Origin of the sequence: Burkholderia diffusa, from assembly GCF_902499115.1 — a bacterium.
In the GTDB taxonomy this organism is placed as follows: domain Bacteria; phylum Pseudomonadota; class Gammaproteobacteria; order Burkholderiales; family Burkholderiaceae; genus Burkholderia; species Burkholderia diffusa.
Genome location: NZ_CABVPN010000004.1, coordinates 91,660 through 105,128, shown reverse-complemented (window position 1 = coordinate 105,128; position 13,469 = coordinate 91,660). Strand labels below are relative to the sequence as shown.

Below are 13,469 nucleotides of genomic sequence, written 5' to 3'. Positions count from 1 at the left end.
CATCCGGCGAAAAGCAGGGAAACGGCAGTGCGGCAAGGCCCTCGGATAGGCATGTCATGTATTGGTCTCCGTACGTACGCTTGATTCGTTATCGTGATGCGTCGTTTGTCGAGACTATGATCGGACGATCCGCACAAGTAAATGGATGCAGAGTTCCAAACGTGCCGAACCGCGCGATCCCCGGTGCGAGCAGGGTGTTTGACAGTTTTTCAAACAGCCTTCAATTTATTTGCTCAGACAAATACCGGACCTATATAACGCTCGTTTGAATGTCGGTGCTCCACGTCGCGCAAGGCCCGGCGTGCGAACCGCCGGCGGCACGCACGCATGCTGCGGTGCAACCTCACACGTCGATGATCGCGAGCGTGCCGTGACTGCCCGGCAGCACCGCGTGGCGTAAGCCCGCGGCAGCAAGGTACATCTGCCCGGCTTCGACGACGACCGTTTCCGCGTCGACCTCGAGCATCAGCCTGCCGTCGAGCACCAGCAGCCCTTCGTCGTAGTCGTGCACTTCCGCTTCGTACGGCTGCGCGTCCATGCGCAGCACCTTGATCCGGGCCGGCCCGACTTCGCCGACGATCGTGGATTTCCATGCAACGGCCTGCGCGGCCGCGACGGACTTGAAATCGATCAAGGACATGTGCATCGCTCCGGGACGTGAGAGGAATGCATTATCGCGAGCGCGCCGCATACCGTCCCGGTACGGCCCGACGGCGTTCGAGCGGCACAGTCGGCCTGGTGCCCGCCCCGCTGCCGCGCGCAAGCGTGATCGCCATCCCGTTGCCCGAAAACCGCGCGCATTGTTCGCCCGATTCGAATAAAGCGCCGCTTTATTGAATGACGCACACACATTTTCCGCAAATCCGACACCGGCATCGCATGACCTTTGCGTCGAAATGCATTTCCATCTTCCGATTGCTAATATGGCGGTCCTGCGATCCCGCACCACAACGCCGTTCGACATGACGCTCGTTCGCCATGCCGCACCCGACACCGGCCGCTTCGCAGCGGCGGCACCGGGCACGCGCGGCGCGCAGCGTCGGACCGACCGGCCGTGCCATCCGTGAGCATGCAACCGATCCTTTCCGTCTCCGACCTCTCCAAGACTTACGCGTCCGGCTTCCAGGCGCTGAAGCACGTGACCCTCGACATCCGCCCGGGCGAGATCTTCGCGCTGCTCGGACCGAACGGCGCAGGCAAGACCACGCTGATCGGCTCGATCTGCGGCATCGTCACGCCGACCGAAGGCCGCGTGACCGTCGGCGGGCACGACATCCGCGATCAATACCGCGCCGCCCGCGAAATGATCGGCCTCGTGCCGCAGGAGCTGACGACCGACGCGTTCGAAACCGTCTGGGCGACCGTGTCGTTCAGCCGCGGCCTGTTCGGCAAGGCCCCCGATCCCGCTTACATCGAGAAAACGCTGAAGGCGCTGTCGCTGTGGGACAAGCGCGACAACAAGCTGATGACGCTGTCGGGCGGCATGAAGCGCCGCGTGATGATCGCGAAGGCGCTGTCGCACGAGCCGCGCATCCTGTTCCTCGACGAGCCGACGGCCGGCGTCGACGTCGAGCTGCGCCGCGACATGTGGAAGCTGGTCGACTCGCTGCGCGAAAGCGGCGTGACGATCCTGCTGACCACGCACTACATCGAGGAAGCCGAGGAAATGGCCGACCGGATCGGCATCATCCTCGGCGGCGAGCTCGTGCTCGTCGAAGAGAAGCGCGAGCTGATGCGCAAGCTCGGCAAGAAACAGCTGACGGTGCAGCTCGAGCATCCGCTCGCGACCGTGCCGGGCGAACTCGCCGCGTTCGGGCTCGAACGCGCGGACGACGGCACCGCGCTCGTCTACACGTACGACTCGCAGCGCGACGACGCGAGCATCGCGAAGCTGATCAACGCCCTCGGCTCGGCCGGCATCGGCTTTCGCGACCTGCACACGACGCAGAGCTCGCTCGAGGACATTTTCGTCAGCCTGATCGACAACCGCCGCAACGGCACACAAGGGGCCTGACGCACATGGCGAACTGGAATCTTCACGGCATCCGCGCGATCTACCGCGCCGAAATGGCCCGCACGCGCCGCACGCTGATGCAAAGCATCATCGCGCCGGTGATCTCGACGTCGCTGTATTTCGTCGTGTTCGGCTCCGCGATCGGCTCGCGCATCAGCGACGTGAACGGGATCGGCTACGGGTCGTTCATCGTCCCGGGCCTCGTGATGCTGTCGCTGCTGTCGCAGAGCATCTCGAACGCGTCGTTCGGCATCTACTTCCCGCGCTTCACGGGCACGATCTACGAGATATTGTCCGCGCCCGTGTCGTATTGGGAGATCGTGATCGCGTACGTGGGTGCGGCCGCGTCGAAGTCGTTGCTGCTCGGGTTGATCATCCTCGCGACGGCAGGCCTGTTCGTGCCGCTGCACATCCTGCATCCGTTCTGGATGGTGCTGTTCCTCGTACTGACGTCGATCACCTTCAGCCTGTTCGGCTTCGTGATCGGCATCTGGGCCGACAGCTTCGAGAAGCTGCAGCTCGTGCCGCTCCTGATCATCACGCCGCTCACGTTCCTCGGCGGCAGCTTCTATTCGGTCGACATGCTGCCGCCCGCGTGGCGCATCGTCACACTGTTCAACCCGATCGTCTATCTGATCAGCGGCTTCCGCTGGTCGTTCTACGGGCTGGCCGACGTGCACGTGGGGATCAGCCTCGCGGCCACCTCGCTGTTCCTCGCGATCCTGCTCGCGATCGTCGCGTGGATGTTCCGCACCGGCTACAAGCTGAAGAACTGACGCGCCGCGGGTTGCCCCGGTTCGCGGATCCGGGGCGGCGCTGCTAGACTGGATCGGAAGATCGACTGCCGCCGTCTGCCGCACCGCAACCCGCGGTGCGCGGGCGGTGCGGCTCCCGCCCCCTTCCCTGCGCGAGGATCCCCGATGAGCGCCTCCCGAATCGACGCCGTCCGCGACGGCCTGTTTCGCGCCACGTCCTACGTCGACACGCTGAACCTGAGCTTCAGTCAGTTCTTCGTACGATCGTCGCACGGTGACGTGCTGTGCGTCGAAACGGGCACGCGTTCCAACTTCACGCAACTGAGTGCGGCGCTCGACACCGTCGGCATCGCGCCGTCGATGGTCAGCAACGTGATCGTCCCGCACTTCGAGGCCGACGAAATGGGCGCGCTGCCCGACTTCCTCGCGGCCAATCCGGCGCTCGTCGCGTACGGACATCCGATGTGTACATGGGGGCTTGCCGACGTGTTCGGCGTACGCGCGATTCCGTTGAAGGACGGCGAGCCGACGACGCTCTCGGGCATTGACGTCGTGCCGGTCTTCACGAAGCACGTGCATCAGTGGGACGCGCTCGTCGTGTATCTGCCGGCGTACAAGGCACTGCTGTCGTCGGACATCCTGATGCGCTTCGGCAGGGAGGAGACCGACGACCCGCTGCCGACAATCCTCGACGCGATTACGCGCTCGGACTACCTCCCGTCGCTCGCGCACCTGGCGAGCGCGCTGCGCCGCATCCAGGCGCTCGATCTCGACATCATCCTGCCGATGCACGGCCCGGCGATCACGCATGACATCGCGCGCGTGATCGCCGGTGTGATTGCATATTGCGAGGCGGCCGCGGCGTAACGCACGCGCTGCCGTGTGCGGCCGCCCGTCGTACGTCGCCGGTCAGGCGCCGGTCACGACGAATTCCGCAGCGGCCTTGCTCTGGATCGCGGCCATCACTGCGAGTTCGCGCTTGCTGCGCGGCTCGCCGGATACGACGCCCGTCGCATGCTTGGCCTTCGCGCCGAGCGGGAAGAATACGAACGACGCGCCGGCCGGCGCTTCCGGCTCGGCACGCAGGCGTTTGTTCAGAATCTTCAGGTACTTTTTCTTCGAGACTTCCTTCGTTGCCATGGCGCCCTCCACATGAACGTAATGCTGACCAGCATACCAGTTTTGACCGGGGGCTCCGGCGCGTCGCCGCACGATCGTCCCGTGCTGGAATCGACCGGGTTGCGCGACTCGCCACGCCGGGCCGCGGCCGGTGCCGGTGCCGTCCGCCTCCGGTTTCACGCGGGCGAATCCTCCACTCCGCGCGCCTCGTCCGTTACGCGATGCTGCCCACGGCTGCCACCTCCCCGTCACCGGTCATCAGAATTGTTTGCGCGCGATGTCGATTCGCGCGCATGTCATGCGTCGTAGTGTCGTAACCGATCGTTTTGCCGTCCGCACGGCAGGCCGATTGCGGATGTTCCCTTTCCCGTTCAAGGAGTAGCGACAATGCGCGTCATGGTGATCGTCAAGGCAACGGCCTTTTCCGAATCGGGCACCATGCCCGATACCGAACTGCTGGCCGCAATGGGCCAGTACAACGAGGCACTCGTGAAGGCCGGCGTGATGCTGGCCGGCGAAGGGCTGCACCCGAGTTCGCGCGGCAAGCGCGTGCACTTCTCCGGCAAGGACCGGACCGTCATCGACGGCCCGTTCGCCGAAACCAAGGAACTGATCGCCGGCTACTGGCTGTGGCAGGTGAATTCGATGGAAGAAGCCGTCGAATGGGTCAAGCGCTGCCCGAATCCGATGCCCACCGAATCGGACATCGAGATCCGCCAGGTCTTCTCGCCCGAGGATTTCGGCGAGGCGTTCACGCCGGAGCTGCAGGAACAGGAAGCACGGCTGCGCGCGGAGATGGAAGGCAAGCGGGACGCATAAGGCTGGCCCGGCCGGGGCGCAGCAGCGCAATCGAAGCGGGTGCCCCGGCCGAATCCTCTGCATAAACGGATTGACGGCGCTTCGCCGTGTAACGTAGCATTTTGACACGTTACACGGCGAGGCCTTGTCGTCATGCATTCCCGTTTTGACCGTTTTCGCGCGACGCCACTCGGCGCGCAGCTCGAAGCCCTGATTACGCAGCCCGCGCGCTATCTCGAATTCGCGGCGCTGTCGCGCGTCGGCGTCGCGGCGATCGGCGCGATCCAGCACGAGATCGCGCACAAGTTCCCCGAAATCGAAGCCGATACGACCGCCCGGCAGTTCTGCGGCGCGATGGTCGCCGACGTGATGCGCCGCCACGGGCACGACGTCGTGCAGGCGCGCGGCCGGATCGGCGGCGCGCTGTTCAGCTACGGCGCGGTATTCAGCGCGTTTCCGCTGGTCCTGCCGTTCGCCGACGTCGTCGCCGCGCTGGCCGCGATGCCCGACCGGTTCGCCGCGTATGCCGCTCGCGTTCCCGCCGCGCTGGCCACGCGCCGCCCCGCCGGCACGGGCTTCTCGCTCGTCGAACATGCGTGCCACCTGCGCGACCTCGACGCGGTGTTCGCCGAACGCATCGATGTCGTGCGCACGCACGAACTGCCGGTGATCGCGTCCGTCGACGGGACCGCGCTCGCCGCGCAGCGCGACTACCTCGCACAGCCGCTCGACGGCGCGCTCGCCGCGTTCCGCGCCGGCCGCGCCGCGCTGTGCGCGTCGGCCGCGGCGCTGCAACCGTCCGAACGCCAGCGCTGCGGGCTGCGCGACGGAATCCGCCGGATGTCGCTCGACGAACTCGTGCGCGAGCTGCTCGACCACGATCGCACGCACGCGCTCGAACTCGACGAACTGCTCGCCGAATTCGAATTGCCGCCCCTTCCGTTGCCGAACGCCCAATGAGCCAGCCCGCTCCGCCCGTCGTCTTCGTTCACGGTTTCATCGGCACATTCGACGTGCCCGGATGGCCAGGCCCGCATCTCGCCCCCGACCTGCTCGGTTACGGCATCCATCGCGACGCGCCGTCCGACGCGATCACGCTCGCCGCGCAAGTCGAGCATGTCCGGCAGGCAATCGACACGCACTTAGGCACGCAGCCGGTCGATATCGTCGGTCACTCCGTCGGCGGCGCGATCGCGATGCTGTTCGCCCACGCGCATCCAGCGCGCGTGCGCCGGATCGTCAACGTCGAAGGCAACTTCACGCTCGACGATGCGTTCTGGTCGGCGTCGGTCGGCCGCATGTCGGCCGCGCAAGCCGACGCGATGCTCGACGGCTTGCGCGGCGATCCGTTCGGCTGGCTGCGCGGCTCGATCAACGATCCGTCGCCACGCCAGCTCGACGACGCGCGCCGCTGGCTCGCGCATCAGCCGGCGTCGACGCTGCGCGCGACGGGACGCTCGGTCGTCGCGACGACGGGCGACCCCGATTATCTGCAGGCGCTCGCCGAAGTATTCGAGCGCCATCCGGTGTGGCTCGTCGCGGGCGAACGCTCGCGTGCGGGCTGGCACGTGCCGGACTGGGCGCTCGTGCGCTGTGCGGGCTTCGAAACGATCGCCGGCTGCGGGCACCTGATGCCGGCCGAGCAGCCTGGCGCGTTCCTGGAGGCGCTCGCACGCTGTCTCGGCTGACGCGAACGGCCCCGGCCGCGCGCCCGCCACCTGACAATCCGTAGGTTTCGCCGAAATTTGGCTGAAAGGGACGGTTGCTAGAGTCGCCGAACGGGGTTTTCCCGATGCGAGGGCTCCATGAATCTGGTACGCGCGTTCTGGCTACTACTGCTGCTCGCCGCCGCGGGCCCGGCCCTCGCCTATCAGGCGCGGGTCGTCGCGATTCCGAGTGCCGCGATGAACCAGACGCTGAAGGCGACCGTCGTGCTGCCCGACGACTACGCACGCCTGCGCCACGGCCCGGAACGCGGCGTCGAGCGCTTTCCGGTCGTCTACCTGTTGCACGGCTCCGGCGGCGACCACACCGACTGGACCGCGAACACGCACATCGCGGCACTGGCCGATCGCTACCGCGTGATCCTCGTGATGCCCGACGGCGGACACGAAAGCTGGTACATCGACAGTCCGTTCGACTCGGGCAGCCGCTACGAAACCTTCGTCGGCGACGAAGTCGTGTCGTATGTCGACATGCACTTCAGAACGATCGCAACCAAGGGCGCGCGCGCCATCACCGGGCTCAGCATGGGCGGCTTCGGCGCGCTGCGCATCGCGCTCGACCGGTCCGACACGTTCGGCGCGGTCGGCAGCATCAGCGGCGCGGTCGATCCGCGCTGCTGCGAGGACGAACCGGGCATCGACCACGTATTCGGCGACCCCGGCCGCCATCCGTCATTCTGGAACCGCAACGCGATCGTCGAAAACGCGCGCGCGTTCGTCCGCGCACATCTGGACCTGACGATCGACTGCGGCCGCGACGACTCGTTCGTCGGCTCGAACCGCACGCTGCATCAACGACTCGTCGCGCTCGGCGTGCCGCACGACTATGCGGAGCGTCCGGGCGGACATACATGGGACTACTGGGCACACGCGATCCGCTACCAGATGCAGTTCTTCGCGACGTCGTTCCAGCACGGCGGTTACGCGTAGCATCCGGCAGGCGCGACACGGGCGTGTCGCATTTCTCACTCAGCCATACGCGCAAGTGAAGGTAGAAGCCGCGAGTCGAGTTCAGTTGCCGTGCGCCGCGTCGGCCCCCACCACGCGATCGAAGAACTCCTGCGCACGCGCCAGTTCGTCGAGCGCGCGATCGAGGCGCGACATCGCACGTGCATATTCGGCCGACGAGACTTCGTCTTCGCTTTCGCCGCGCACCGCGCGAAACGCCTGATCGACGTTGCGCGTCGCTTCGACGAAGCGTTGCGCCGCTTGGGCTTCCCGCGAACAGATGTGGATCGACATCGACACGTCTCCCTCAGGATTGCAGTGTGAAGCAAGCCGACGCCCAGCGTGCGTGGTGCGCATGTCAGCGGCGTGAACGACGGCGAGCAGCCTGTCGGGTGCACGAGCCACCGCGCAGCACGCTTCGTGGCGATTGTCTCGCGACGCTTGTCGATCTGCCACGGCGAATTTGCAACACATTCTTGCGCGCGCCGCGATGGCGGCCACACGCATGCGTGTCGTTGCACGCGCATTCAGCGGTCCCGCTTCACGTCACGCACCGCACCTGCGCGGCGCGAACGTCATGCACGCCCGATATGCGGATGCGCGAGACCGCCGAACGCGGCCGCTTCGCCGGGCGACAGATCGAACAGATCGCCGGTGAGCCCGCTCGGATGCTCGGCCGTGGGCCGGCTGCGCAGTCGCGCGACGTGCGTTGGCGCGACGTAGGCGGCCGCCGTTTCGATCGGCGGCACGTCGAACAGGTCGCGCGTGACGCCACGCACGGCATCCGTCGGCGAACGGCCGCGCAAGCGCGCGACCAGTTCGACGAAGCGATCGAAATCGCCGGCGCGCGTCGCCTTGTTCACCTCGGCGAGATCGCGCGCCTTCAGCACGCACGGCTGCGCGAGTCGCACGAAATACGGTGCTTCGAGTTCGACCGACAGCGCAAGCGGATAGCTCTTGCCAGTTTGCTCCTTCGCGCGCCCGATGCAATCGACCACGGCCGCGCCCTGCGCGACGCCGAGCGGCTTGCCCGTGCTCACGCTGCGCAGGTGGTCGGGGAACACGCGCAGTTGCGTGCCGACTGTAAGTGCGGTGGACGATGCGCAGACGAGTGCGTAGTGCTGTTCGCGGCGCCGGCCCGACGGCAGCGTCGAGCGGCTCGCGATGAAGGTGTGCGCCGGCAGCGGCCGCACCTGGCCGCTTGCGTCGACCCATGCATTCCACAGCAGCGCGTCCTCGCGCCTGCGCTCGCCGGGCCGCGTGCGCGACGCGACCGGCGAAAACAGTGCGAGCAGCGAACCCGTGCGATGCGCGGCGACTTGCGCGCTGCTGCCGAGCGGCTGGTTGATCCCCCACAGAAAACGCCCGCCCCCGAGCCGGCGCTCCCATTCCTTGCGGAGCACGACGGTCGGCAGTTCCTCGCCGGACTCGGTACCGATCTTCGTCCAGCAGAACGTGGGAGGGAGGTGTTTCAGTGTCATCAACTTTCTCGGGATACAGCCTCGCTGGTGACAGCAAGCCCATTCAACAACCGTAACTGTATAGGTATAATGCATCGCATGGAAGCCCCGGACCACGATTTTCCTGTACAAGACCTGTTGCGCCGTCTGATGGCGGACACGCGCTCGTCCAGCGAAATTGCAAGGCTTTCCGGCGTCAGCCAGCCGACCGTGTCGCGCCTTCGGCTGTCGAACGGGCATCGGCTGCGACGTAGCGCGCCATTCAATAAGCTATGCAGTTTCTACGGCGTCGATACCGGCCCGGCGCGCCGCCGGTACAACGACCTGCTGCGCGACGCGATCGTCGACGCGTGGGACGGCTCCGACGAGCACGGGCGGGCGCTGCTGGTCGTGATTCAGGGGTTGAAGGATCTGCAGGCGAAGGCCGACGACGGCTGACCCTCACAGGCGTTCATGAATGGATGCAAGACTGAAAGCATCCAGCGAGCGGGCGATGGCGAACACGATTCGTCATCGCCCGTTTTGCATTGGACGACGCGGCGCGAAGCGGCGGCAGACGCGCCGCCAGCACACCACGCGCCCCGCATCGACGACGCCTCAAATATTTTTTACTCACAGTTAAAAAAGTTTGACACGCCGTTTTCACTGAGATAACTTTTGCGCAAGCTTCCGGAAAGCAAACGCGAACCGGCAAGCCATCACGATGCGTGGCGCGGCCGAAACCGCCAATCCGTTTCATTCCGTCGCCGCACGCGCATCGCGTCGTGTTTTTCCGCAGCGCAGCACCGCAGCTCGCAACATCCCCGTCTCATCGAATGATGTCGTTCCGCCTCACCTGGAAGGACGCGCGGCATGCGCACATTTACTTTGCAGTCCTGTATGACATGCAGGCCGAAGTCACGGCTTTCCGGCCGGCGCATGTCGTCGGTGATGTCCCGATGGTGCGGTTTCCTTTTCGTTGCATGCAGTAATCGGCCCGGCCCGCAGGGGGCGTATCGCGGAACGGTCGTATCCACACAATCAAAAGAACGAGGTCGGCAATGCAATTTCATTTCAGAGGATCGCGCCGCGCATGGCTACCCGCGCTCGTTGCAGCCGCGACGCTCGCCGCGTGCGGCGGAGATGACGGCGGCAGCGTGGCGGGCGTGTCCGCGCTCGCGCAAGGTCAAGGGCAAAACCAGGATCAGCAGGGTGACAATGCACAAGGGCGCGTGTCGCCGTCCGGCGTCCCGTACGCGAATCTGGCCAGCGGCGGGCGCTACAAGCCGGTGATCACCAACGGTCAGGTACAGCCGTCGCTATCCGGCGGCACGATCGAGGAAAACGCGTGGGTCGACACGCCCGTCGACTCCGACGGCGACGGCACGCGCGACCGCATTCACGTGCGCATCGTGCGTCCGTCGGAAACCGCCAGCGGCGCACGCACGCCGGTCATCGTGCTCGCAAGCCCGTACTATGCGGGGCTCGCCGACAGCCCGAACCACGACGTCGACGTCGAACTCGACGGCACCCCGCATCCGGCCGCCACGGCGGCCGCGGCAGCCACCGGCGCCTCGGCGCGCATCATGGCCGCGGTGCCGCAGACGCGCATGCTGCAGCAGCTCGAGGCGGCCGCGGCCGGCCGTTCGTGGATCGAGGGCTACTTCATTCCGCGCGGCTTCACGATCGTCTATGCGGATTCGCTCGGCACCGCCGGTTCCGACGGCTGCCCGACGATCCTCACGCGCGACGAATCCGTCGCGATGGCGTCGGTGATCCGCTGGCTCGGCCGCGATGCCGCCGCGAAGGATGCGAGCGGCAAGCCGATCGTCGCGAACTGGTCGACGGGCCACGTCGGCATGTACGGCGTGTCGTACGACGGCACGCTGCCGAAGATGGTCGCAAGCCTGCGCACGCGCGGGCTCGACGCGATCGTGCCGATCGCCGGCCTGTCGAACATGTACGGCTACTACCGCTCGGGCGGGCTCGTGCGCGCGCCGGAGGGCTATCAGGGCGAGGACGTCGACGTCTATATCAAGGCACTCCTGACGAACGCGCATCCGGAGCGCTGCACGCACCTGATCGACGAGGCGTTGCAGCAGGAAGACCGCAAGACGGGTGACTATTCGCCGTTCTGGGCCGCGCGCGACATTCCGACCGCGCACGCGGTCGCGCCGGCACTCGTCGCACAGGGGCTGACCGACGACAACGTTCGCGTCGACCAGTCGACGTCATGGTATCTGGCGATGCGGCGCCAGGGCGTGCCGACGCAACTGTGGCTGCATCGCCTGAAGCACACCGACCCGACCCGCGTGCCGGCGATGGCCGATGCGTGGACTGCCGAGGTGAACCGCTGGTTCACGCGCTACCTGATCGGCGTCGACAACGGCGTCGAACGCGATCCGCGCGCGGTGGTCGAGCAGGCCGACGGCACGCTGCTGAAGGAAGCCGACTGGGCCGCGCGGCACGCCACGCCGGTCGCGTACTTCGCGGGCGGTGACGGCACAGGCACCGGCACGCTGTTGCGGCTGCCGAGCGGCGGTCCGCTCGCGGGCTTCACCGACGATGCGTCGATCCCCGCGCTCACGCTGGCGAACGCCGCGACCGGCGAGCATCGCAGCCGCTTCGAGACGGCGCCGTTCGCGGCTGCGACGCGCCTGTCCGGCACCGCGACCGCACGCGTGCGGCTGACCTTCACCGGCGTCGCGAACGTGACGGCACTGCTGGTCGACCGCGCACCGGATGGGTCGGCCACGATCGTCACGCGGGCATGGACCGATCCGCGCAATCGCGTGTCGGACTGGTTCTCGCAGCCCGTACTCCCGGGGATGCCGTATGACCTGAAGCTGACGTTCATGCCGCGCGACTACATGCTCGCAGCGGGTCACAAGCTCGGCCTCGTCGTGCTGTCGAGCGACAACGAGGCGACACTGCGGCCGACGCCGGGCACGGGTCTCGCGCTCGATCCGGCAGGCACGTCCGTGACGGTGCCGCTGGTTTCGTCCTGAGCCGGCGCGGTCTGGCACGACTGACCGCCACGCGCATGCGATCGGGCGCGATCGCATGCGCATGACGCCGGGTGACACGCATCGAAGGCGCCGCGCGACGATGCTTCACCGTCGCACGGCGCCGTTCTTCGTCGGCCACGCGATCGCGTCAGCCATGCGACGCCCCGCACGACGAAAGGCTCGCTCGACGGCGAGGCCGGCGAGCACGCCGTAGCAGCCGTCGAGTGCGCCAGCGTTGGTCACGGTGTCGATGTGCGAGCCCATCATCAGCGGCCGCTCGCTGCCGTCGCCGGAGGCGGAACGCAACGTGCCCAAAATGTTGCCGATCCGATCGACCTGAACGTCGAGGTCAAGGTCTCGCATCCATTCGACGACGAGCTCGCGCCCGGCCCGCTCGTCGTCCGTCAGCGCGATGCGCGTCAGGCCGATAGCCGGACTTGATGGAGTGAAATGCCATTTCAGCAGGATCGATATTTCGGCGCTGCATTCGCGGCCACGACGCAAGGTTCTCTCGTCCTGGCGGGCCGGTTCATCTTCGTGCCGGTGCGTCCTTCATCCCTTCCGCGCGCGGCGGCGGCACCGCTCACACCGGCGTCAGCACCGGCTCTCCCGCGAAATGCCGCGCGGCGTTGTCGAGAAACTGCTGGACCGAACGATCGAGCGCCTCCGGCGACCAGCCGCCCATGTGCGGCGTCAGCACGATATTGTCGAGCGCCGTGAGCGCGCGCGGCGGCTCCGGCTCGCCTTCGTACACGTCGAGCCCGGCGCCCGAGATGCGCCGTTCGCGCAGCGCATCTGCCAACGCAGCGGTATCGACAACGCTGCCGCGCGACACGTTGACGAGAAACCCGCCCGGGCCGAGCGCGTCGAGCACCGTGCGGTCGATCAGATGATGCGTGCCCGCGCCGCCCGGCGTCGCGACGATCAGGAAATCGGCCCATTGCGCGAGCGCCTCGACACGATCGAAATAGCGATACGGAACATCCTTCGCGGAACGGTTGTGATAACCGATCTCGATGTCGAAGCCGGCCGCGCGCCGCGCACACTTCTCGCCGATCTTGCCGAGCCCGACGATACCGAGCTTCTTGCCCGACACGTTCGGCGGCATCGGCAGCGCGTCGCGCCATACGCCGGCGCGGGTGTTCGCATCGAGTTGCACGACGTTGCGCACGGCCGCCAGCAGCAGCGCGAACGCATGATCGGCGACGCAATCGTCGTTGGTGCCCGCGCCTGTCACCACGGTGATGCCGCGCGCCTTCGCATGCGCGACATCGATGTGCTCGTAGCCCGCGCCGAGCGCGCTGACGAACGTGAGCTGCGGCAGACGATCGATTTCGGCGGCAGTCAGGCCCGTGCTGCCGTTGGTCAACACCGCGCGGATCGTGCTGCCGTGTTCGGCGATCGCGCGCTCGCGTTCATCGGCGAGCGGTGCATGATGGACGTCGTACGACGCGGCGATCTGGCGGTGCGCGTCGCCGCGCAGCGCGATAAGGACCAGCAGCTCAGGCTTCATGTCAGCAAATGTCCGCAGGCGGGGGAATGCGTTCCAGTTTAACAACGGCGCGTGACGCGCGCGGGTTATCCCCACGCGCGCTGTGGACGTGCCGCCGCACATGGTTTGCCAAAGCCGACTCAGTCAAGTAACTTTCGGCGTACGTCCCCGT

14 protein-coding genes and 1 pseudogene are annotated in these 13,469 nt (G+C 66.7%); 9 read left to right on the top strand and 6 right to left on the bottom strand.

Features of this window, described 5'->3' with window-relative positions:
• Positions 1-343: 343 nt before the first annotated feature.
• A complete protein-coding gene (locus tag BTE28158_RS05425; RefSeq protein WP_059600270.1) occupies positions 344-640 on the bottom strand; it encodes a cupin domain-containing protein in 297 nt (98 codons plus the stop codon).
• Between the two features lie 429 nt (positions 641-1,069).
• Between BTE28158_RS05425 and BTE28158_RS05420 the strand changes: the two genes are divergently transcribed.
• The 3 genes from BTE28158_RS05420 to BTE28158_RS05410 all read left to right on the top strand — a co-directional run bounded on the left by BTE28158_RS05420 (position 1,070) and on the right by BTE28158_RS05410 (position 3,636).
• Entirely contained in the window at positions 1,070-2,014 is a 945-nt protein-coding gene (locus BTE28158_RS05420; RefSeq protein WP_059600271.1) for an ABC transporter ATP-binding protein, read from the top strand.
• 5 nt (positions 2,015-2,019) lie between these two features.
• Positions 2,020-2,790 (top strand): ABC transporter permease, encoded by a 771-nt coding sequence (locus tag BTE28158_RS05415; RefSeq protein ID WP_121856849.1) that lies wholly within the window; start codon positions 2,020-2,022, stop codon positions 2,788-2,790.
• A 144-nt stretch (positions 2,791-2,934) separates the two neighbouring features.
• Positions 2,935-3,636, top strand: a complete 702-nt coding sequence (locus tag BTE28158_RS05410) for an oxygen-binding di-iron domain-containing protein (protein WP_151048188.1) — start codon at positions 2,935-2,937, stop codon at positions 3,634-3,636.
• Positions 3,637-3,678: 42 nt separating this feature from the next.
• On the opposite strand, the gene BTE28158_RS05405 is transcribed toward BTE28158_RS05410, so the two are convergent.
• Positions 3,679-3,909 carry a hypothetical protein gene (locus BTE28158_RS05405; protein ID WP_059600273.1) on the bottom strand — a complete coding sequence of 77 codons (231 nt, stop codon included), beginning with the start codon at positions 3,907-3,909 and terminating at the stop codon, positions 3,679-3,681.
• 366 nt (positions 3,910-4,275) lie between these two features.
• On the opposite strand from BTE28158_RS05405, the gene BTE28158_RS05400 reads away from it, so the two are divergent.
• The 4 genes from BTE28158_RS05400 to BTE28158_RS05385 all read left to right on the top strand — a co-directional run bounded on the left by BTE28158_RS05400 (position 4,276) and on the right by BTE28158_RS05385 (position 7,340).
• Positions 4,276-4,707, top strand: a complete 432-nt coding sequence (locus tag BTE28158_RS05400; protein WP_059600274.1) for a YciI family protein — start codon at positions 4,276-4,278, stop codon at positions 4,705-4,707.
• Positions 4,708-4,839: 132 nt separating this feature from the next.
• The gene (locus BTE28158_RS05395; protein ID WP_151048187.1) at positions 4,840-5,646 is read left to right on the top strand and encodes a DinB family protein; all 807 of its coding nucleotides are present in this window, start codon (positions 4,840-4,842) and stop codon (positions 5,644-5,646) included.
• Entirely contained in the window at positions 5,643-6,374 is a 732-nt protein-coding gene (locus BTE28158_RS05390; protein WP_151048186.1) for an alpha/beta fold hydrolase, read from the top strand. Before BTE28158_RS05395 ends, BTE28158_RS05390 begins: the two co-directional genes overlap by 4 nt.
• Before the next feature lie 117 nt (positions 6,375-6,491).
• Entirely contained in the window at positions 6,492-7,340 is an 849-nt protein-coding gene (locus BTE28158_RS05385) for an alpha/beta hydrolase (RefSeq protein ID WP_124622175.1), read from the top strand.
• An 81-nt stretch (positions 7,341-7,421) separates the two neighbouring features.
• Here the strand turns inward: BTE28158_RS05385 and BTE28158_RS05380 are convergent, their stop codons facing one another.
• Both BTE28158_RS05380 and BTE28158_RS05375 read right to left on the bottom strand, forming a co-directional pair.
• A complete protein-coding gene (locus tag BTE28158_RS05380; RefSeq protein WP_151048185.1) occupies positions 7,422-7,652 on the bottom strand; it encodes a hypothetical protein in 231 nt (76 codons plus the stop codon).
• Positions 7,653-7,933: 281 nt separating this feature from the next.
• Positions 7,934-8,839: a hypothetical protein gene (locus BTE28158_RS05375; RefSeq protein WP_151048184.1), complete on the bottom strand. Its 906-nt coding sequence runs from the start codon at positions 8,837-8,839 to the stop codon at positions 7,934-7,936.
• A gap of 78 nt (positions 8,840-8,917) precedes the next feature.
• Between BTE28158_RS05375 and BTE28158_RS05370 the strand changes: the two genes are divergently transcribed.
• Together BTE28158_RS05370 and BTE28158_RS05365 are read left to right on the top strand one after the other, a co-directional pair.
• Positions 8,918-9,256 carry a helix-turn-helix domain-containing protein gene (locus tag BTE28158_RS05370; RefSeq protein WP_044844401.1) on the top strand — a complete coding sequence of 113 codons (339 nt, stop codon included), beginning with the start codon at positions 8,918-8,920 and terminating at the stop codon, positions 9,254-9,256.
• 602 nt (positions 9,257-9,858) lie between these two features.
• A complete protein-coding gene (locus BTE28158_RS05365) occupies positions 9,859-11,805 on the top strand; it encodes a Xaa-Pro dipeptidyl-peptidase (protein ID WP_151048183.1) in 1,947 nt (648 codons plus the stop codon).
• Positions 11,806-11,961: 156 nt separating this feature from the next.
• Here the strand turns inward: BTE28158_RS05365 and BTE28158_RS05360 are convergent.
• Both BTE28158_RS05360 and BTE28158_RS05355 read right to left on the bottom strand, forming a co-directional pair.
• Positions 11,962-12,231 (bottom strand): annotated as a pseudogene (locus BTE28158_RS05360) (M28 family peptidase); the annotation flags it as partial.
• A 157-nt stretch (positions 12,232-12,388) separates the two neighbouring features.
• The gene (locus tag BTE28158_RS05355) at positions 12,389-13,318 is read right to left on the bottom strand and encodes a 2-hydroxyacid dehydrogenase (RefSeq protein WP_151048182.1); all 930 of its coding nucleotides are present in this window, start codon (positions 13,316-13,318) and stop codon (positions 12,389-12,391) included.
• Between the last annotated feature and the right edge of the window lie 151 nt (positions 13,319-13,469).

Bases quoted from the DNA above. Each gene is read 5' to 3' on its own strand.
- BTE28158_RS05395 (WP_151048187.1), top strand. From the start codon at position 4,840: ATGCATTCCCGTTTTGACCGTTTTCGCGCGACGCCACTCGGCGCGCAG.
- BTE28158_RS05420 (WP_059600271.1), top strand. From the start codon at position 1,070: ATGCAACCGATCCTTTCCGTCTCCGACCTCTCCAAGACTTACGCGTCC.
- BTE28158_RS05405 (WP_059600273.1), bottom strand. From the start codon at position 3,909: ATGGCAACGAAGGAAGTCTCGAAGAAAAAGTACCTGAAGATTCTGAAC.
- BTE28158_RS05425 (WP_059600270.1), bottom strand. From the start codon at position 640: ATGTCCTTGATCGATTTCAAGTCCGTCGCGGCCGCGCAGGCCGTTGCA.
- BTE28158_RS05355 (WP_151048182.1), bottom strand. From the start codon at position 13,318: ATGAAGCCTGAGCTGCTGGTCCTTATCGCGCTGCGCGGCGACGCGCAC.
- BTE28158_RS05370 (WP_044844401.1), top strand. From the start codon at position 8,918: ATGGAAGCCCCGGACCACGATTTTCCTGTACAAGACCTGTTGCGCCGT.
- BTE28158_RS05390 (WP_151048186.1), top strand. From the start codon at position 5,643: ATGAGCCAGCCCGCTCCGCCCGTCGTCTTCGTTCACGGTTTCATCGGC.
- BTE28158_RS05410 (WP_151048188.1), top strand. From the start codon at position 2,935: ATGAGCGCCTCCCGAATCGACGCCGTCCGCGACGGCCTGTTTCGCGCC.
- BTE28158_RS05380 (WP_151048185.1), bottom strand. From the start codon at position 7,652: ATGTCGATCCACATCTGTTCGCGGGAAGCCCAAGCGGCGCAACGCTTC.
- BTE28158_RS05365 (WP_151048183.1), top strand. From the start codon at position 9,859: ATGCAATTTCATTTCAGAGGATCGCGCCGCGCATGGCTACCCGCGCTC.
- BTE28158_RS05415 (WP_121856849.1), top strand. From the start codon at position 2,020: ATGGCGAACTGGAATCTTCACGGCATCCGCGCGATCTACCGCGCCGAA.
- BTE28158_RS05400 (WP_059600274.1), top strand. From the start codon at position 4,276: ATGCGCGTCATGGTGATCGTCAAGGCAACGGCCTTTTCCGAATCGGGC.
- BTE28158_RS05375 (WP_151048184.1), bottom strand. From the start codon at position 8,839: ATGACACTGAAACACCTCCCTCCCACGTTCTGCTGGACGAAGATCGGT.
- BTE28158_RS05385 (WP_124622175.1), top strand. From the start codon at position 6,492: ATGAATCTGGTACGCGCGTTCTGGCTACTACTGCTGCTCGCCGCCGCG.